Origin of the sequence: Streptomyces roseicoloratus (assembly GCF_004117935.1) — a bacterium.
Classification (GTDB): Bacteria; Actinomycetota; Actinomycetes; order Streptomycetales; family Streptomycetaceae; genus Streptomyces; species Streptomyces roseicoloratus.
Map to the genome: position 1 here is coordinate 1 of NZ_SDOY01000172.1, position 17,461 is coordinate 17,461.

At 72.7% G+C, this 17,461-nt stretch carries 16 protein-coding genes and 2 pseudogenes; 7 read left to right on the top strand and 11 right to left on the bottom strand.

What is annotated here, in order from left to right:
• Positions 1-68 precede the first annotated feature (68 nt).
• A protein-coding gene (locus ESG85_RS37080; protein WP_425471196.1) for an IS630 family transposase occupies positions 69-1,135 on the top strand; the annotation gives its coding sequence in 2 pieces (ribosomal slippage) (positions 69-512 and positions 515-1,135; 1,065 coding nt in all).
• A gap of 51 nt (positions 1,136-1,186) precedes the next feature.
• Here ESG85_RS37080 and ESG85_RS30945 read toward each other — a convergent pair.
• A protein-coding gene (locus ESG85_RS30945) for an IS5 family transposase (protein WP_425471304.1) occupies positions 1,187-2,031 on the bottom strand; the annotation gives its coding sequence in 2 pieces (ribosomal slippage) (positions 1,187-1,701 and positions 1,701-2,031; 846 coding nt in all).
• A gap of 271 nt (positions 2,032-2,302) precedes the next feature.
• On the opposite strand from ESG85_RS30945, the gene ESG85_RS30950 reads away from it, so the two are divergent.
• Both ESG85_RS30950 and ESG85_RS30955 read left to right on the top strand, forming a co-directional pair.
• Entirely contained in the window at positions 2,303-2,863 is a 561-nt protein-coding gene (locus ESG85_RS30950) for a GNAT family N-acetyltransferase (RefSeq protein WP_128984492.1), read from the top strand.
• 120 nt (positions 2,864-2,983) lie between these two features.
• Positions 2,984-3,938 (top strand): annotated as a pseudogene (locus tag ESG85_RS30955) (IS481 family transposase).
• Positions 3,939-4,105: 167 nt separating this feature from the next.
• On the opposite strand, the pseudogene ESG85_RS36385 reads toward ESG85_RS30955, so the two are convergent.
• Both ESG85_RS36385 and ESG85_RS30965 read right to left on the bottom strand, forming a co-directional pair.
• Positions 4,106-4,396 (bottom strand): annotated as a pseudogene (locus tag ESG85_RS36385) (phosphotransferase); the annotation flags it as partial.
• Positions 4,397-4,598: 202 nt separating this feature from the next.
• Positions 4,599-5,762 carry a YncE family protein gene (locus tag ESG85_RS30965; protein WP_128984493.1) on the bottom strand — a complete coding sequence of 388 codons (1,164 nt, stop codon included), beginning with the start codon at positions 5,760-5,762 and terminating at the stop codon, positions 4,599-4,601.
• Between the two features lie 331 nt (positions 5,763-6,093).
• Here ESG85_RS30965 and ESG85_RS30970 point away from each other — a divergent pair, with 331 nt between their 5' ends.
• Complete coding sequence (locus tag ESG85_RS30970; RefSeq protein WP_128984494.1) at positions 6,094-6,675, top strand: Type-2Aa cytolytic delta-endotoxin; 582 nt, start codon at positions 6,094-6,096, stop codon at positions 6,673-6,675.
• 156 nt (positions 6,676-6,831) lie between these two features.
• Positions 6,832-7,998: an alpha-hydroxy-acid oxidizing protein gene (locus ESG85_RS30975; protein ID WP_128984495.1), complete on the top strand. Its 1,167-nt coding sequence runs from the start codon at positions 6,832-6,834 to the stop codon at positions 7,996-7,998.
• A 102-nt stretch (positions 7,999-8,100) separates the two neighbouring features.
• Here the strand turns inward: ESG85_RS30975 and ESG85_RS30980 are convergent, their stop codons facing one another.
• Positions 8,101-8,991: an NAD(P)-dependent oxidoreductase gene (locus tag ESG85_RS30980; protein WP_128984496.1), complete on the bottom strand. Its 891-nt coding sequence runs from the start codon at positions 8,989-8,991 to the stop codon at positions 8,101-8,103.
• 104 nt (positions 8,992-9,095) lie between these two features.
• Between ESG85_RS30980 and ESG85_RS30985 the strand changes: the two genes are divergently transcribed.
• Complete coding sequence (locus ESG85_RS30985) at positions 9,096-9,446, top strand: winged helix-turn-helix transcriptional regulator (protein ID WP_128984497.1); 351 nt, start codon at positions 9,096-9,098, stop codon at positions 9,444-9,446.
• Positions 9,447-9,594: 148 nt separating this feature from the next.
• Here the strand turns inward: ESG85_RS30985 and ESG85_RS30990 are convergent, their stop codons facing one another.
• From ESG85_RS30990 to ESG85_RS31000, 3 genes are all read right to left on the bottom strand, one after another.
• A complete protein-coding gene (locus ESG85_RS30990) occupies positions 9,595-10,068 on the bottom strand; it encodes a DUF6114 domain-containing protein (RefSeq protein WP_219825232.1) in 474 nt (157 codons plus the stop codon).
• A 2-nt stretch (positions 10,069-10,070) separates the two neighbouring features.
• On the bottom strand, positions 10,071-10,724 hold the full coding sequence (locus ESG85_RS30995) for a DUF6230 family protein (RefSeq protein WP_128984498.1): 654 nt from the start codon (positions 10,722-10,724) through the stop codon (positions 10,071-10,073).
• Between the two features lie 299 nt (positions 10,725-11,023).
• Positions 11,024-11,815: a TetR/AcrR family transcriptional regulator gene (locus tag ESG85_RS31000; protein ID WP_128984499.1), complete on the bottom strand. Its 792-nt coding sequence runs from the start codon at positions 11,813-11,815 to the stop codon at positions 11,024-11,026.
• A 481-nt stretch (positions 11,816-12,296) separates the two neighbouring features.
• On the opposite strand from ESG85_RS31000, the gene ESG85_RS31005 reads away from it, so the two are divergent.
• A complete protein-coding gene (locus ESG85_RS31005) occupies positions 12,297-12,962 on the top strand; it encodes a Tat pathway signal sequence domain protein (protein WP_128984500.1) in 666 nt (221 codons plus the stop codon).
• Positions 12,963-13,102: 140 nt separating this feature from the next.
• Here the strand turns inward: ESG85_RS31005 and ESG85_RS31010 are convergent, their stop codons facing one another.
• The 4 genes from ESG85_RS31010 to ESG85_RS31025 form a co-directional block, all read right to left on the bottom strand.
• Positions 13,103-13,534, bottom strand: coding sequence for a GlcG/HbpS family heme-binding protein (locus ESG85_RS31010; RefSeq protein ID WP_128984501.1), 432 nt, complete (start codon positions 13,532-13,534; stop codon positions 13,103-13,105).
• Positions 13,535-13,573: 39 nt separating this feature from the next.
• The gene (locus ESG85_RS31015) at positions 13,574-14,788 is read right to left on the bottom strand and encodes an MFS transporter (RefSeq protein ID WP_128984502.1); all 1,215 of its coding nucleotides are present in this window, start codon (positions 14,786-14,788) and stop codon (positions 13,574-13,576) included.
• Between the two features lie 99 nt (positions 14,789-14,887).
• Complete coding sequence (locus ESG85_RS31020) at positions 14,888-15,916, bottom strand: saccharopine dehydrogenase NADP-binding domain-containing protein (RefSeq protein ID WP_128984503.1); 1,029 nt, start codon at positions 15,914-15,916, stop codon at positions 14,888-14,890.
• A complete protein-coding gene (locus tag ESG85_RS31025; protein WP_219825233.1) occupies positions 15,913-17,436 on the bottom strand; it encodes an MFS transporter in 1,524 nt (507 codons plus the stop codon). The genes ESG85_RS31020 and ESG85_RS31025 overlap by 4 nt, the downstream gene beginning before the upstream one ends.
• Positions 17,437-17,461 lie beyond the last annotated feature (25 nt).

Below are 17,461 nucleotides of genomic sequence, written 5' to 3' on the forward strand. Positions count from 1 at the left end.
TACTGAGGCTGAACTCGTGGTGTCGCAGGGGCTGACGGCTGGTCGTCTGCTGCGGTATCACCGGAGGCATGCGGTATCCACAAGGGGGCGGGCTGACCGCCGAACGGCAGCAGTTCCGCGAGGGGTTACGGCTCAAGGCCGCAGAGCGGTTCGCCCAGGGCGAGGCGAGTGCGGTGATCGCCAAGGACCTGCGGGTCAGCGTCCGCTCTGTGCAGCGGTGGCGGCGGACGTGGGATGAGGGCGGTCCGCGGGCTCTGCGGTCGCAGGGGCCGGCGTCGCTGCCGAGGCTAAGCGAGAAGCAGTTCGCTCAGCTGGAGGCGGAGCTTGCCAAGGGGCCAGCCTCGCATGGCTGGGAGGACCAGCGGTGGACGCTGGCGCGGGTCAAGACGGTGATCGGCAGGCGTTTCCACCTGACCTACACGATTCAGGGTGTGCGCAAGCTGCTGGTGCGTAACGGCTGGTCCTGTCAGGTGCCGGCCCGACGCGCGATGGAGCGGGACGACGCGGCGGTGGCCGGATGGGTCAAGGAGGTGTGGCCCTGCGCGGAAGACTCGCGGCGGCGCGCGGAGCCTGGCTCGTCTTCGAGGACGAAGCCGGATTCTCCATGACGCCGCCGCATGCGAAGACCTGGTCCCAGCGCGGCCGGACCCCGGTGGTGCGGGTCCGCGGCCGGTCCCGTAGACGAGTATCGATCGCCGCGCTGACCTGCTACAAACCCGGGCACCGGTCCCGGCTGATCTACCGGCCCCGCCGGGACGACGGCCGACGCGACGGACGCAAGAGCTTCTCCTGGCGCGACTACCGAGACCTGCTGATCGCCGCCCACCAGCAGCTCGGCGGCCCGATCGTGCTCGTCTGGGACAACCTCAACGTCCACAAAGCCGCCGACCTGCGGGAATGGGCGGCAGCCCAGGACTGGCTGACCATCCACTACCTGCCGCCTTACGCACCCGACCTCAACCCCGTCGAAGGGATCTGGTCACTGCTACGGCGCGGCTGGCTCTCCAACGTCGCCTTCAGTACCCCCGAACACCTCGTCCAACGCATCCGACGCGGCCTACGGCACATCCAGTACCGCAGCCACCTCATAGACGGCTGCCTCGCCGAGACCGGTCTGGTCATCAGGCCCGCCTGATCAGCAGCACGACACCACGAGTTCAACCTCAGTAGGGCCGCTTCTTACGGATCACCTCGCCGACCAGATGAAGATGGAGGCGACGTGGAGTCCGGCGAGGTAGACGGTGGCGGTCTTGTCGTATCGGGTGGCCAGGCCGCGCCACTGCTTGAGCTTGTTGATGCACCGCTCGACCGTGTTGCGCTGCTTGTAGGCCTCGCGGTCGAAGGCCGGCGGACGGCCACCGAGCCTGCCAAGTCGCTTGCGGTTCGTGGCCTGGTCGGCGGGCTGCGGGATCACCGCCCGGATTCCGCGCCGTCGGAGATGGGTCCGGATCGCGCGGGACGAGTAGGCCTTGTCGGCCAGGACCGCCTCCGGTTTGGTCCTGGGCCGGCCGATCGGCCGCGGCACCCGTAAGCGGGCCATGACCTCGGGGAATGCCGGTGCGTCGCCGGCCTGGCCGGGCGTGAGGACGAACGCGAGCGGGCGGCAGCGGCTGTCGGCGGCGAGGTGGATCTTGGTGGTCAGTCCGCCGCGGGACCGCCCGAGGGCATGATGGTCCGGCTCGCCGGCCGGGGCCCCTTTTGACGAGCCCCGGCGGCGTGCTGATGAGCCCGGACGATCGTAGAGTCGACCGAAACGACCCAGTCGAGGTCGCCTTCGGCGTCGGCCTGGGCGAGCAGAGCGGTAAAGACCTTCTCCCAGGTCCCGTCGGCCGCCCACTTCCGCAGCCGGTTGTGGGCCCCCTTCCACGACCCGAAGTGCTCGGGCAGGTCCATCCACGGGGTCCCGGTGCGGTACTTGAACGCGATCGCGTCGATCACCTGCCGGTGATCACGCCACCGCCCACCCCGCTTCGGCGTCCGATCCGGCAGCAACGGCTCAATGCGTGCCCCCTGGGCATCAGTCAACGACACACATCAACCAACGATCAGATGATCCGAAGGAAACGGCCTAACCCGGGGCTCGTTCTCGCCATCAGGATCCGCCAACCGCGAGGTGATCCGCTCACTCAACGTGGCCGCACCACAGAAGCTGAGCCAGAACCCGGGTTTCGACAGCAGCACTGGCACGGAGAGGCTGCTGCTGGGTGCGATGGTCGGCGCCGTCGGGGTCTGGTGCCCAGCGCCCCGGCCGTCCGGATAAACGGATGGTCGGGGGCGAGCGTCACGCGGCAGAATGCGCCGCATGATCTTGCCTACCCCCGAGCTGCACACCGACCGCCTGCGACTGCGGCCGTTCACCGACGCCGACGCGGCGCCGCTCTACGCGCTGCACAGCAGCGCCGACGTGCTGCGTTACTGGGACTCCCCGCCGTGGACGGAACCAACCCGCGCCCAGCGCTTCATCGCGACCTGCCGGACGATCGCGGAGGAAGGCACGGGAGCGCGGGTGGCCGTCGACCGCGTCTCCGACGGCGCGTTCATCGGCTGGTGCGGCCTGACCAGCTGGAACCCGGACTTCCGCAGCGCGTCGCTGGGCTACGTCTTCGACGCCGCCGCATGGGGCCAGGGCTACGCCACGGAGACCGCGCACGCCGTTCTGCGGTGGGCGTTCGACACCCTGGACCTGAACCGCGTCCAGGCCGAGGCCGACACCCGCAACGTGGCGTCCGCCCGGGTCTTGGAGAAGCTCGGCTTCGTCCGGGAAGGCACCCTCCGCGAGGACTGCGTCGTCAACGGCGACGTCTCCGACTCCTGGGTCTTCGGCCTCCTCCGCCGCGAGTGGCACCCGACGGCCGTCCGCTAGGTGTTCTGTCCCGGGAGGTTGTGGACGGGTGAGCCAGGTCTCGGCTGAGGGATCTTGAACGGGTGAGGGCCTTCCGGCTCGGTGTGGATTGCGACGTCTACACCTGACCGAAAGGCCCTCGTGCCCCACCGTAATGCACCCCTGACCGAAACCGGACGGCTGCGCCTGGCCCGCTGCGTGGTCGAGGACAACTGGCCCCTTCGGCGTGCCGCGGAACGCTTCCAGGTCTCGCCCACCACCGCCCGGCGATGGGCCGACCGCTACCGGCAGCTCGGCGAAGCCGGCATGCGCGACCGCTCATCCCGCCCGCACACCAGCCCGCGGCGCACCCCGACCCGCACCGAGCGCCGGATCATCAAGGTCCGTCCCCTGCGCCGCTGGGGACCGGCCCGCATCGCGCACCTGCTGCACCTGCTGCCCTCGACCGTGCACCGGGTGCTGACCCGCTTCGGCCTGGGCGCGCCTGGCCCACCTGGACCGGGCCACCGGCCACATCATCCGCCGCTACGAACGTGAACGCCCCGGCGAACTGGTCCACGTGGACATCAAGAAACTCGGCAACATCCCCGACGACGGCGGACACAAGACCCTGGGCCGCCAAGCCGGCCGCAAGACCCGCGCAGGCGCCGGCTACAGCTACCTGCACACCGCCGTCGACGACCACTCCCGCCTCGCCTACAGCGAGATCCACACCGACGAGAAGAAGGAGACCGCCACCGCCTTCTGGACCCGGGCCCAGGCGTTCTTCGCCCAGGCCGGGATCACGGTCGAACGCGTCCTGACCGACAACGGCTCCTGCTACCGCTCCCGCGACTGGCGCGACCTGCTCACCGCGGCCGGGATCACCCACAAACGCACCCGGCCCTACCGGCCGCAGACCAACGGCAAGGTCGAACGCTTCAATCGCACCCTGCTCGACGAGTGGGCCTACGCCCGCCCCTACCACTCAGAGCAGGAACGACGCGACACGTTCCCCGGCTGGCTGCACACCTACAATCACCACCGCGGACACACCGCGCTGAAGGGCAAACCACCCGCCAGCCGCGTCCCCAACCTCACAGGGCAATACAGCTAGGACCGGGGTGGCGACTCGACGCGCAGCGGCGTCGATGACGATCGCGTGAAGTCGTGCCCGACACTCGTCGACGAAGGCGGGGAAGGTGTGCCCGTAGGAGGAGATCCCGCTGACGCCCACCGCGATGGCCCAGGCGCGGGCGCGAGCTCAGGTCGCATCGTCGAGGGTCAAGGTGTCCCAGTAGCCTTGCCGGGCTTGTGGCGGCAGGTCCCCCATCGTGGAGTGCTCGGCGTCGGGAAGCCGATGGAGAGTCCTCCGGAGTCGATGACTGCGTGGAGTCTGCCTTCCCGTGCCAAGAGGTTGGTCGGCTTGAGGTCGCCGTGGCGCCACACGTGAGGTCCGGGGGGCTCGGGCAGTGTGAGCGCGGCTCGCCACGACTGTTCTCGGAGGCCAACGTGGAGTTCGGAACCCACGGTGGTTCGGCAGTCGTCGAGGCAGGCTCCCAGACTCCGGAGCGGTGCAGCCCGAGCAGGACGCGGCCGGCCGCGTCCGTCACCACGACACCCGCGCCCAGGGAGGCCTGATCGGCGGGCGGCCGGACGTAGTGGTGGGCGGGGTCGGTCATGGTGTCTCCTCGTACGGGGCCGGTGCGCCTCCCGCCCAACACCATGGCACCGACGACCCGACCGGTCCCCGGGGGAAAGATCCGGAAGGGACGGACTACAGCACCGCGATGCCCAGCGGGCGCACTCCGGCCGGCAGGCGCCGCGCGGATCCGTCGGTCAGGTCGACGACGGTCAGGCCGTCCGCGTACCCGTCGCGGGTGAAGCCGCCCGTCACGTAGGCGGTGCGGCCGTCGTCGGAGACGGCGACGTCCTCGTGCGGGCCGTCCAGCGGGAAGACCCGCTCGGTCCCGTCCGGCGCCCGGACGGTGAGCGAGGGGCCGCGGTCGGAGGACGGGTCGATCGGGCCCGTGCCGACGACGAGCAGGGTGCCGTCGGGTGTGACCGCGGCGCCGTGCTGGTGGGTGTTCGCCGTCATCCGCCGCACTTCCGAGCGGCCGGTGGCCGGGTCGACCACCACGAGCCGCTCGCCCTCGAACGGCAGCAGCAGTCGGCCGTCGGCGGGGCGTACGGCCGTGTAGTGCGGCTTCAGCCAGGAGCTGAGACCGCCCTCGGTGTCGTACGGGGCCACCTCGATCCGGCGGGTGCGCAGGCTGTCGGCCCGTACGACGGTGACGTCGAAGGAGTCGTGGTTCGTCGCGTACACCTCGGAGCCGTCGCGTGAGACGTCCACGTCGAAGGGGCGCCGGCCGACCGGGACCCGGCCGGTGACCTTCAGGGCCGCGGTGTCGATCACCTCCAGGGTGCCGTTCCCGCCCGGCACGTTGACGCCGACGTACACCCGTCGTCCGTCGGGGGAGAGCGCGATGCCCATGCCGCCGCCCCGGTACTCGCCCGTCGTCGCGGGACCGGTCGCGGTCAGGTACGGCACGAGGGCGAGGCGCGTGCGGGTCCTGGTGTCCACGACGGCGACGCCCTCGGCGGTGGCGACCCAGGCGCGGCCGTCGGCACCGACCACGAGTCCGTACGGGGCGGTGCCCACCTCGACGGACGCGAACGCGCCGCGGGCCGGGTCCACGAAGGTGACGGTGTCGGAGCCGAAGTCGGCGACGAGGAGGGTGCCCGGGGGAGTGCTGCCGCTCGTCGTCACGGCGCCGGCTTCCGGGCCGACGGGTGAGGGCACGGCGGTCACCGAGGCCCTGGCCGTGCCGGTGGCCGGGCGGGGTTCGGCGGGCCCGGCCGTACCGCCGTCGCCCCGCGCGCAGCCCGCGAGCAGGGCGACGGCGACGGCCGGCACGGCGAGGGCACGGAATCGGTTCATCGGCGGGCTCCCAGGGGCATGAGCGGTCGGGCGGCGGGCGGCGGGCGGCGGGCGGCGGGTGCCGGGTGGTGCGGGTGGCCGGCGGCCGGCGTCTGGGGGTGGGTGGCCGGCGGCGGACCGCGGGCGGCCGGTGGTGGGGCCGGGGTGCCGGCGGCCTGGGGTGGGCCGGGGCTCCGCCTCCCGTCTTCCATGCTCGGCCCGTTTCCGCCCGCCCGTATCGACCGTTCGGCTGACCCGTCCGTCGGTTCCTCGTACGACCCGGCCGCACCCGCCCGGCGGCGCTGCGGCATACTGACGCCCCCTCGATCAACAAAATGTTTAAGGAGGAGTCTTGGCTGCCAGTTTCAAGACGGTCGTCGAGGTGGGTCCGGCCCACCTCGGCCAGGCGGAGGCCCTGGCCCGTGCCTTCCAGGAGGCGATCGCCCCCGCCACCGTCAACTTCGACTTCGACCACATCCGCGACGCCGCCGCCGCGATCCCCGACTGCGACATCGTCAGGATGGTCCGCGGCTGGGGCCTCCAGGACGAGGCCCCCGTCCTGGTGATGGTCCTCTCCCTCAAGGAGGCCGTGCGCCAGGCGCTGCCGCCCGAGGCGGCGGAGGCCGCGTTCTGGGAGACGATCGAGCGTGAGCTCGTCGGCGCGTTCACGGGCCTCGCCGACCAGGAGGGCATGCCGGGTCTCTCGTACTACGACGACGGCCCCGACCGTACGCGCTACTACCGTGACGTGTTCTTCGCGCTCCAGGACGAGGAGACGGGCGCGTACCTCTACGCCGTCGCCTTCTGCATCGACGTCACCATCCACGCCGACAAGGCCCGCGTCGGCACGCTGGGGATGACCGACACGGTGCCGTTCGCGATCCGGCTCAACGCGATCGTGGTCCGCCAGGACCTCGCCCTCGCCACCGCCTGACCTTCCGCGACCGCCAGGCCCGCCGTCCCGGGCCGTGGTCAACAGCCCCACCGGGAGGTAGCGTCCGTGCCGCGGGCCCGCCGGGCCCGGCGAGGGCGCGCGACGCGCGCGCCGGGCGAGTGCACGGGCGAGCGCGAGGGCGAAGGCGGGAGCACGGTGAACCAGCGGTTCGGCGACTACCAGAACGAGATCTACCTCAACGGACTCTTCGGCACCCTGCCCCGGCTCCCGATGGACTTCGCCGAGCTCGAACGACGCGCCGGGGCCGCTCTGCCGCCCTCCATATGGTCGTACGTCGCCGGCGGCGCGGGCGACGAGAGCACCCAGCGGGCCAACGTCGAGGCCTTCCGGCGCTGGGGCCTGATCCCCCGGATGATGGCCGGCGCCGACCGGCGCGACCTCTCCGTCGAGCTGTGCGGACTCCACCTGCCCACCCCGCTGCTCATGGCGCCCATCGGCGTCATCGGCCTGTGCGGCCAGGACGGGCACGGCGACCTCGCCACCGCGCGCGCCGCCGCCCGCACCGGCGTCCCGATGATCGCCTCCACCCTGAGCGTCGACCCGCTGGAGGACGTCGCCGCGGGGCTCGGCGACACCCCGGGACTCTTCCAGCTCTACACGCCGACCGACCGCGCCCTCGCCGAGAGCCTGGTGCGCCGCGCCGAGACGGCCGGCTACCGCGGCATCGTCGTCACCCTCGACACCTGGGTCACCGGCTGGCGCCCCCGCGACCTCGCCACCGGCAACTTCCCCCAGCTGCGCGGTCACTGCCTGGCCAACTACACCTCCGATCCGGTCTTCAGGGCCCGGCTCGCCAAGGCGCCCGAGGAGGACCCCCAGGCCGCCGTCCTGGAGTGGACCGGCATCTTCGGCAATCCGCTGACCTGGGCCGACCTGCCGTGGCTGCGCTCGCTCACCGAACTGCCCCTGATCCTCAAGGGCATCTGCCACCCTGAGGACGTCCGCCGGGCCAGGGACGGCGGCGTCGACGCGATCTACTGCTCCAACCACGGAGGCCGGCAGGCCAACGGCGGCCTGCCCGCCCTCGACGCACTGCCGGAGGTGGTCGCCGCCGCCGACGGACTGCCCGTGCTCTTCGACTCGGGCGTCCGCGGCGGTGCCGACCTCGTCAAGGCGCTGGCGCTCGGCGCCACCGCCGTCGCCGTCGGCCGGCCCTACGCCTACGGCCTGGCCCTCGACGGCACCGACGGCATCGTCCACGTGCTGCGCTCGCTGCTCGCCGAAGCCGACCTGATCATGGCCGTCGACGGCTACCCGACCCTCGCCGACCTGCGCGCGGAGGGCGCGCTGCGCCGACTCTGAGCGCGGCGCCGCGAACGGCGAACGGCGGACGGGACGAGCCGGGCGGGGCAGGCGGGTCGGGGCCGGCGGGGCGGCGGCAGCGGGCGCGGCAGCGGGGCGGGGTCAGCGCCGGGCGAGGACCTCGGCGATGCGCGAGAAGCCGTCCGCTCCGTGGCCCAGCCCCACCGTCCTGCGGGCCAGCCCCTCCGCGGCGCGCATCACGCCCGCGTCGATGCCGTGGGCCTCGGACGCGTGCACGATGTGGGCCATCGACGACACCGCGGACGTCAGCGGGTTGCCCTCGCCCGAGAACCCGCCGCCCTCCACGTCCTCGGCCAGCTCCTGGAACAGCGGCGGCAGGATCGCACCGATGCCCTGGGCGAACGGCGCCAGTTCACGCGGCGAGACGCCCTCCGCGCCCGCCACGGCCAGCGCGTGCACGTACCCCGTCATGGACGTCCAGAAGATGTCGAGGAGCGCGATGTCGTAGGCGGCGGCCCGGCCGACGTCCTCGCCGAGGTGGGTGTGCGTGCCGCCGAGCGCGTCGAGCACCGGCCGGTGCTCCCGGTACAGCTCCTCCGGGCCGCTGTGGAGGAACACCGCCTGCGGCGTGCCGATGGTCGGCGTCGGCGTCATGACCGCCCCGTCCAGGTAGGCGATGCCGTGCTCGGCGGCCCAGCGCCCGGTGTCCCGGGACCGCTCCGGGGTGTCGGCCGACAGGTTCACCAGTGTGCGACCCTTGAGCGCGGCCGTGACCGCGTCCTGCCGCAACACGGCGTCCGAGGCGTCGTAGTTGACCAGGCTGACCACGGTCAGCGGACTCGCGGCGACCGCCTCCGCGGCGCTCGCGGCTCCGGTCGCGCCGCGCTCCACCAGCTCGCGGTCCCGCCCGGGCGTGCGGTTCCACACGGTGGTGCGCACCCCGGCGGCCACGAACGCCCCGGCCAGCGCCCGTCCCATGGGACCGAGACCGATCACGGTGACGGCGGCGGGGGACTGCGGGGAAGAAGACATGGGGGAACTCCCTTGTAATGACGTACGTAAGTGATCGAGATGGCGCGGGGAACACCGGCACGCCGGGACGACGGGCATGCCGGAGGAGGGAAAGGACGAGGACGATGGGGCGAGTGCGAGCCAGGGACACGGACGTGTGCGGGGTCACCGCGGCCGTCGCGGTGATCGACGGCAAGTGGAAGACCCTGCTGCTCTGGCTGCTGGAGTCCGGCCCGCACCGACCCGGCGAACTGCGCCGGAAGGTCCCGGCGATCAGCGAGAAGGTGCTGACCCAGGCCCTGCGGGAGATGGAGTCGGACGGTCTGGTGCACCGCGAGGCGTTCGACGTCGTGCCGCCGAAGACCGTCTACTCGCTGACCGACGAGGGCCGCGAGCTCTCCGTGGCGCTGGCTGCGGTCTCGGAGTGGGGCCATCGCCGGCTCGACCGGCTGGCCGCGGAGCAGGCCGCCTCCTGAGGCGACTGACGCCTCGTCATCCTCCTTCCGGTCCCGTCCTGTCCCGTTCCCCCGGCCACCACAAGGCTCTCCCGTGGCCCGCCGCGCGACAAGTACCCACAAAAAAGTGGGTGTGCCGGCGGCGGACCGCGGAAGTGCCGCACGTCTCCTAGGCGTTCTCCGCGGGACGGTGGCCCCGGCGCCAACGACGGCGCCGGCGGGGCCGGTCCGGGATCCAGCCGAAGGCCAGGGAGCTGCCGGCGAGACCCAGGAGCATGCCGACGAAGAAGCCGCCGAGGTTGGACGTGACCCAGCTGGCGAGCGAGGCGAGCACGCCGATCACCGAATAGAACAGCCGCTGGCGGGGGTTGAACACGATGAGCAGCCCGCAGACCAGCATGATGATCGGCAGCACGTAGCCCGCGAGGCTGTCGGCGCCGGCCGTGAGGATCACGGAGACGCTGGCCCGCTGGGTCAGCAGGATCTCCGCGCCGCCGAGCGCGAGGGCGATGCCCGCGCCGAAGGGCCGCCGGTGGCGCCAGCGCCGGAACGCCCGCCAGGGGTGGCGGCGGCCGTCCGGCTCCGCCGCCGGCCGGGAGTCCTGCCCGGCCGGCGGCGCGGTCTCGTCCGTGCCCGACGTCATCCTCAGCAGCCCTTCGAGCTGAAGCCCATGTGGAGATCGGGCAGGGTGAACCGGGTCGCGGTGGTGGCGTAGTTGTGCTGCCGCACGTTCTTGATGGTGACGGTGTCGGCCTGCTGGCCGAACGAGCCCAGCGGGCCCTTGACCGGAGGCTTGTCGAAGGTGCTGGCGTCCCCGCCGATCTCGATGTTGTCGAACTCGGCCAGTTTCGCGGCCATTTCGGTCGAGTCGGTGGTCAGACCGGCGGCCTTGACCGGGGTGCCCTTGTTGCCGGCGGTGATCAGCAGGTGCGTGCCGCCGAGCTCCACGCTCTGGCAGAGGTTGGTCAGCTTCGCCTCGCGGAACGCGGTCACGATGACGAGCACCTGGCCGCCGGTGTCGCCTTCGTTCGGGCTGCCCTCGGCCATCTGGTCCAGCGCGCCGAACTGACCGAAGCCGCTGCCCTCGAGGGAGTCGGCGGTCACGGTGAACGGCATGCCGGAGATGGCGAACTGGGCGGCGATGGCGCCCTGGGCGGTGAGCACCACCAGGGTCGAGGCGGCGAGGAGTGCGGGGACGCCCATCAGGGCGGCGCGGCGGTAGCGGACACCGCCGCGTCGTGCGGAGTCGGCCCGGCCGGGCGTCGACTCGGGTTCCGTGGTGCCTTCGGGCAGGGTCATGCGTCGCTCCTGACATGACGGGGGTAACGGAGCGCGGCGACGACGTCCTGGCGCGGACGGTTCCCCATCCACCTGGGTCTTCCCGGACTCGTGCGGAGGCAGCGGTGCCGCAGGGAACCAAAACGGACCGTACGCGCGGTAACAGAGCGCGTCAACCGGTCAGTAACAAATGGCGATCGAGGCTCCGTCAGGAGTCGAGCACGGCACTGCCGCAGGCCTCGGGGCCCTGCGGCCCGCAGGCCCGTCCGGCCCGCAGGCCCGCAGGCCCGTCCGGCCCGTCGCGCCGGTTCCGTGGTCGGTCAGCCCGCCGGCCTCGCGGCTTCGCCCGGACAGCCGAAGGGCGAGACCACGACGTGCACCAGCACGTCCAGGAGACCACGCAGCCAGTCGCCCTCCTCGCCCTCCTCGCCCGCCTCGGCCGCCGCGGCGACCTCCACGGTCCCTGCCGCACCAGGCGTCCCCGCCACCCCCGCCGCCCCCGTGAACCGGCCCTCGTCCACCGCCCGGAGCACCGCCGCGTGGACGGCGCCCACCACCGCGTCCACCAGCTCGGCCCGCGCCACGTCCGGCGGGCCGGGCGGCGCGTCCGCGAAGAACCGGCGAAAACTGGCCAGAAGTTCGGAGCGCGCGCGGCGCCCGGCGGGACCCACCGACTCGATTTCCGCCACCATGGTGGCGAAGACCGGATTCTGTGCGAGCAGGGTCAGCAGCGCCTCCAGGCCCGACCTCACCGCGGCCGGCCAGGCCACGGCCCCGCCCCGCTGCTCGTAGGCCCGCTGCATAGCCCGTACCACCGTCTCCGTGCCGCCCCGGAAGGCCGCGAGCACCGCGTCCTCCTTACCGGAGAACAGCTCGTAGAAGACCGGGCGGGTCACTCCGGCGGCCCGGCAGATGTCGCTGATCCGGGCTCCCGTGTAGCCGTTCGCCGCGACCGTGCGGGCCACCCCGTCGAGCAGCCTCTCCCGCTGCCGCGAGGCCACCTGTTCGGGGCTCAGCCGGCGCGGTCCGGGGCGCAGCGAGCGCTCGGGCTCGCGGCCCGTGCGGGCCCCCGGCAGGACCAGATCCTCCTCGGCGCCGCGAACGCTCGTCATCGGCCACATCCTTCTGCGGTTGTTGACGTCACATACTCGACAGGATTACAACCCTCGTGGGTTTTCCTCTCGGTGTTCCGGGCGAGCACCGGCGGGCCGCACCCCAGTGGGACGGGTTGCGCCGCCGCCGCGCACCGCACACCGAGTATTACGCTCCACCCCGTATCGCGACACCGCTGCCGGAGATCCGTGGCGCCGGAACCTTCCGGTGGCGGCCGTCGCCGTCATGGCGCCGCCGCGTCACCACGCACCGCCTCACCGTGCCCAGGCACCCGTGTCCCCGCACTCCGTACGCCGCACCCGGTGCCCGTACGCCGTGCCCGGACGCGTGCCGGGCCCGCGGGTGCGAGACGTGATCCCCGCGCGGTGCGCGCCTCCGCACCTCCTCCGTGCGCACGTCCCCCGTGCGCAGTTCCCGCGCAACCACCCACGCCGACCACAGAGTTCTTCCACCCTCCGCCTTCGTGCGAAAGGAACCCCCATGGACAAGCGTGCTCTCTCCGCGGCCTTCGGCGCCGCCGTCGCCGCGGTGCTCGCGGTGACCGCCTCCGCCTCCGCGACCGCCTCCGCCGGCGAGGTGCTGACCACCGGCAGCTCCGGCGGCCCCGCCGTCGCGGCCGGCGACGTCCTGTCCGCCTCCCTCGTCTCCGGTACGAAGGCGAGGATCGCCACCACCCAGGGCGGCAGCACCGGCATCACCTGCGGCAACTCCGCCTTCACCGCCACCGTGGACGGCAACCCGGCCGCCCCCGGCACCGCGACGGAGACGGTCACGGCGCACACCCTCGGCAGCTGCACCACCAACATCCTCGGCGCCACCGGCGTGCAGAGCATCACCGTCAACAACCTGCCGTTCGCCGCGGCCGTCACCTCCGGCGGGTCCCTCACGGTCACCGCGGGCGCCGCGGGCCCGATCCAGACGACCCTGAAGATCAGCACCATCCTCGGCACCACGACCTGCGTCTACCGGGCGAGCAGCCTCACGGCGACCCCGTCCAACACGGACAACTCGCTCACCTTCACCGACCAGCGGTTCACCAAGTACAGCGGTCCCGGCACCTGTCCGGCCAGTGGCTGGTTCAGCGCGAAGTACGGGCCGGTCCTCGACACCAGCCAGGCCGGCAGCCCGGTGGTGTTCGTGAACTGACGCCGGTGACACCGGCGTTGCTCACCGCGCCGGTGAACCGACGTACGCGGAGCGCCGATCCGCACGCGCCGAAGGGCGGCACCGGAGCCTCTGGGCTTCCGGTGCCGCCCCTTCGGCGCGCCCCGCATCGGGGCGCGGGGTCAGCGGGAGAGTGCCTCGACCGCGGCGGTGGCGAAGCCGTGGTCCTGCTCGGGGGCGCCTCCGCCCACGCCGACGGCACCGATGAGACGGCCGTCGCGGTGGACCGGCACGCCGCCGGCGATGAAGAGCAGCGGGCGGTCGAGGGCGGTGGGCAGCGAGTGGAACGGGCCCTCGGGCTTGACGAGGTCGACCAGGTCGGCCGTGGCGGAGTCGAGCTGGAGTGCGGTGTACGCCTTGCGGGTGCTGGTCTCGCCGGAGATCAGTACGGCCCGGTCGTCCCGGCGGAAGGCGAGCAGGTGCCCGCCGGCGTCGAGCACGGTGACGCTGACGGTGACTCCGGCGGCCTCGGCGGCGCGGCGGGCGGTGTCGACGAGGATCTCGGCATCGGCGGTGGTCAGCGGGGTGACGGTGGTGCTGAGGGTGGTGCTCATGGCGCTTCTCCTTGACGGGTGGGGACGTGGTGCGGTCGGTCAGTGGTGGACGGGGGTACGGGCGGGGGCAGCGGCCGGCGTGACGGCTGCCTCGGCCGGTGCGGGTGCCGGGGCCCGGCGCTCCAGCGCGGCGGACCAGAAGGCGAGGCCGAGCGCGGCGGCGGCGAGGACGGCACCGACCCAGTTCGGGGCGGTGTAGCCGAAGCCGGCGGCGATGACGACGCCGCCGAGCCAGGCGGCGAGCGCGTTGCCGAGGTTGAAGGCGCCGATGTTGACGGCGGAGGCCAGGGTCGGCGCGCCGTGTGCCTGGTCGAGGACGCGCTTCTGCAGCGGGGGCACGGTGGCGAAGCCGAGCGCCCCGACGAGGAGGATGGCGACCGCGGCGAGGATCTTGCTGTGCGCGGCCACGGTGAGCAGCGCGAGGACGATCGCGAGCCCGCTGAGGGTGACGTACAGGAGGGGCATCAGCGCGCGGTCGGCGAACCGGCCGCCGAGGAGGTTGCCGAGGAACATGCCGATGCCGAAGAGGACGAGGAGCCAGGTGACGGCGCCTTCGGAGTAGCCGGCGACCTCGGTCATCATCGGGGCGATGTAGGTGATCGCGGCGAAGACGCCGCCGAAGCCGAGCACGGTCATCGCCATCGCGAGCAGGACCTGCGGGTTGCGGAAGGCCTTCAGTTCCCGGCCCAGGCGGGCGCCCTCGGGGCGGGGCATGGCGGGCACGAGGCGGGCGATGCCGAGCAGTCCGACGACGCCGAGCGCGGCGACGACCGCGAAGGTGGTGCGCCAGCCGACGGCCTGCCCGATGAAGGTGCCGAGCGGCACGCCGACGATGTTGGCGACGGTCAGGCCGGTGAACATGGTGGCGATGGCGCCGGCCTTCTTGTCCGGCGCGACCAGGTCGGCGGCGACGACGGACCCGATGCCGAAGAACGAGCCGTGGGCGAGCGAGGCGATGATCCGCCCGGTCAGCATCATCCCGAAGCTCGGGGCGAGGGCGGAGAGCAGGTTCCCGGCCACGAACAGGCCCATCAGGACCATGAGCATCCGCTTGCGGCTGACCTTGTTGCCGAGGACGGTCAGCAGCGGCGCACCCACGACGACGCCGAGCGCGTAGCCGGTGACCAGCAGACCGGCGGTGGGAATGGAGACGCCGTAGTCGGCGGCGATCCCGGGCAGCAGTCCCATGATCACGAATTCGGTCGTCCCGATTCCGAAGGCCCCGACTGCCAGAGCGAGGAGTGCGAGCGGCATGACCCGATTCCTTCCGAGCTTGCTTGAGTGAGCTGCTTACGTGCTCAAACAATAATTGCAGACGCGTGATGTTTGCAAGCGCGGGTTGAATGCTTACGCTTAGTACATGGGTGGTTGCTTGGCGGACGGACGCACCGGGCGGAGGGGGTGGAGGGGGTGGAGGGTGAACGAGCCGTGCGCGGCCAGTTCGCCGAGGAAGGCCAGGGGCTCCACCGCCTGGTCGAGGTGGAACACGCCCGGGCGCAGGCTCGGGAGGCGCGTGACGGCCAGGGCGGTGGCCAGTCCGGTGGCGCGGCTCTGGTCGCGGCCGCTGAAGGCGACGGCCGCGTCCTCGGTGTGAACGGTGACGGCGAACCCGTCTCCCCCGACGTGGGTCGCGTCGAGGGCCGCGAGCAGCAGGCGCCGGACGCCGGGGCGGCGCAGGATCCGGGCCACGGCGGGTCGTCCGGCGGCACGGAGGAGTCCGGTGACCAGGCGCGAGTCCAGGCAGAGGCCGGTGGACGCGGAGGCGGCGCCGGTCGTGGCGGGCAGGGTGTACTGGTCGGAGAAGGGGAAGCGGTGGACCGTCCGCGGGCCGTAGGGGGCCGGGAAGCCGGCGGTCCAGGAGCCGTGCAGGCTTCCCAGGCCGTCGAGGGTCCACTCCAGTGCGGCCGGACCGTGCCGGTCACCGGATCCGAGGAGCGCGCTGATGCGCAGGCCGGCGCCGGGACGCCGGTCGGCGAGGTGGCGGGCCAGCAGGTTGCTGACTCCGGGCAGGAGCCCGACGCTGAGCACGGCGGTGGCGCCGGTGCGGCGGGCGGTCGGATCCAGCGGTTCGATCGCGGCGAGTACGGGGTGGGAGGCCGAGACGTCCAGGTAGTGGATGCCGCGCTCCAGGCAGGCCCGGGCGATCCGGACGTTGCCTCGGGCCGCGCACATCACGACGGTGTCGACCTCCGGAGGCACGGCGTCCATGGCGGAGGGGTCGGTCGTGTCCAGGCGCAGGGCGATGGTGCCGGTGACGGGGGCTGCGTGTTCGGGGTGGCGCCCGGCGGTCAGGACGGTGGCGTCGGGCAGGAGGCCGGTGAGCGCCGTGGCCGTGTGCCGGCCCACGGCTCCGTGGCCTCCGATGACGAGGACGGTGGTCATCGGGTCTCTCCGTCGGTGGTCTCGGTGCCGGCGGCGGGGCCGGCGCTCGTGTGCTGCCGTCCGGTCGCCGGTGCGGTGGTCCGCCGGTCCGGGCCGGCGCCGGCCGCGCCGGCCCCCGCGCGCGGCAACATGATCAAAGCGGCGATCACGCCCACCGCTGCCAAGGCCGCGGCTCCGGCGAGTCCGAGGCGCAGGCCGTCGGAGAGTGCGCGCGGGTCGGCGGGTCCGCCGTGCCGTGCGGTCCAGTGGGTCGCGAGGAGGGTCAGGGCGGTCAGCCCCAAGGCCGCACCGAGGCGCTGGGCGGTGTTGAGGACGCCGGAGGCGGAGCCGGTGTGTTCACCGGGCACGGCCGTGAGCGCGGGGGCGGTCGCGCTGACGAAGACGGCGGGCAGTCCGGCGGCGAACAGGATGCTCGCGGGCAGGACGGCGGAGGCGTAGGAAGCACCGGGGTGGAGTCCGAGGGCGAGTCCCGCCGTGCCCGCGGCCACCAGCGCCATGCCGGCGGCGAGGACCGCACGGTGCCCGAACCGGCGTACCGCGTGCGGCAGTGCGGTGCGCGCGACGGTCATGTTGATCGCGGCGATCGGCAGGACGGCGAATCCGGCGGCCATGGCCGAGTAGCCCATGCCTTCCTGGAGCAGCATCGACACCAGCACGAACGCGGGCACGTGGGACGCTCCGACCAGGGCGTTGGCCACCGCTCCTGCGCGCATCCCGGGCAGGGCGAGCAGCTGTGGCGGCAGGATCGGCGCACGGTGCCGGCGCTGATCGGCCGCGAACGCGGCTCCCAGGAGCACGGCCGCGACGCCGGCGGTCGCGGTGATCGCGTCCATCCCGCGGCCCGGCAGTTCGGCGGCGAGCAGGACCGACGCCAGCAGGAAACCGGTACCGGTCAGGGCGCCGGTGACGTTCAGTCGAGGGAGCACGGACGCGCGGTCGACCGCCGGGTCGGCGGGCAGGATCCGCGGCGCGGCGATCAGGGCGGCGACACCGATCGGCACGTTGATCAGGAAGATCCACGGCCAGCCGACCGCCTGGGTGAGCACCCCTCCCAGTGCGACTCCGGCGCCCGCGCCCGCGGCGGCCATCGAGCTCCATACCGCGAAGGCCCGGCGGTGGGCGGCAGGATCCGTGAACAGCGCGGTCAACAGGGCCAGTTCGGCCGGCACGACGACGGCCGCGGCGATCCCCTGGAGGGCGCGGGCGGTCAGGAGCGTCCCGGCGTCCGGAGCCAGCCCGGCGAGCAGGGAGGCGCCGGTGAACAGGGCGACCCCGGCCCGGAACATCCGGCGGCGGCCCAGTACGTCGACGACTCGGCCGGCGATCAACTGAAACCCGCCGAAGGTGAGTTGATAAGCGTTGACCACCCAGGCCAGACCGGCGGGGCCAAGTGTCAGCGCGGCGCCCAGTGCGGGCAGGGCGACATTGACGATCGACACCTCCAGGAACACCAGCAGTTCGACGGAGGTGAGCAGGAGCAGGACGGGCAGGCTGCCCGATCCCGAAGTTTTCGTAGTCACGCTACAAGAAGATATGTGTAGTGCC

Excerpts from the sequence above, each read along its gene's own strand:
- ESG85_RS30950 (WP_128984492.1), top strand. The coding sequence starts at position 2,303 with ATGATCTTGCCTACCCCCGAGCTGCACACCGACCGCCTGCGACTGCGG.
- ESG85_RS30990 (WP_219825232.1), bottom strand. The coding sequence starts at position 10,068 with ATGACGTCGGGCACGGACGAGACCGCGCCGCCGGCCGGGCAGGACTCC.
- ESG85_RS30985 (WP_128984497.1), top strand. The coding sequence starts at position 9,096 with ATGGGGCGAGTGCGAGCCAGGGACACGGACGTGTGCGGGGTCACCGCG.
- ESG85_RS30995 (WP_128984498.1), bottom strand. The coding sequence starts at position 10,724 with ATGACCCTGCCCGAAGGCACCACGGAACCCGAGTCGACGCCCGGCCGG.
- ESG85_RS31015 (WP_128984502.1), bottom strand. The coding sequence starts at position 14,788 with ATGCCGCTCGCACTCCTCGCTCTGGCAGTCGGGGCCTTCGGAATCGGG.
- ESG85_RS30965 (WP_128984493.1), bottom strand. The coding sequence starts at position 5,762 with ATGAACCGATTCCGTGCCCTCGCCGTGCCGGCCGTCGCCGTCGCCCTG.
- ESG85_RS31010 (WP_128984501.1), bottom strand. The coding sequence starts at position 13,534 with ATGAGCACCACCCTCAGCACCACCGTCACCCCGCTGACCACCGCCGAT.
- ESG85_RS31000 (WP_128984499.1), bottom strand. The coding sequence starts at position 11,815 with ATGACGAGCGTTCGCGGCGCCGAGGAGGATCTGGTCCTGCCGGGGGCC.
- ESG85_RS30980 (WP_128984496.1), bottom strand. The coding sequence starts at position 8,991 with ATGTCTTCTTCCCCGCAGTCCCCCGCCGCCGTCACCGTGATCGGTCTC.
- ESG85_RS31020 (WP_128984503.1), bottom strand. The coding sequence starts at position 15,916 with ATGACCACCGTCCTCGTCATCGGAGGCCACGGAGCCGTGGGCCGGCAC.
- ESG85_RS31005 (WP_128984500.1), top strand. The coding sequence starts at position 12,297 with ATGGACAAGCGTGCTCTCTCCGCGGCCTTCGGCGCCGCCGTCGCCGCG.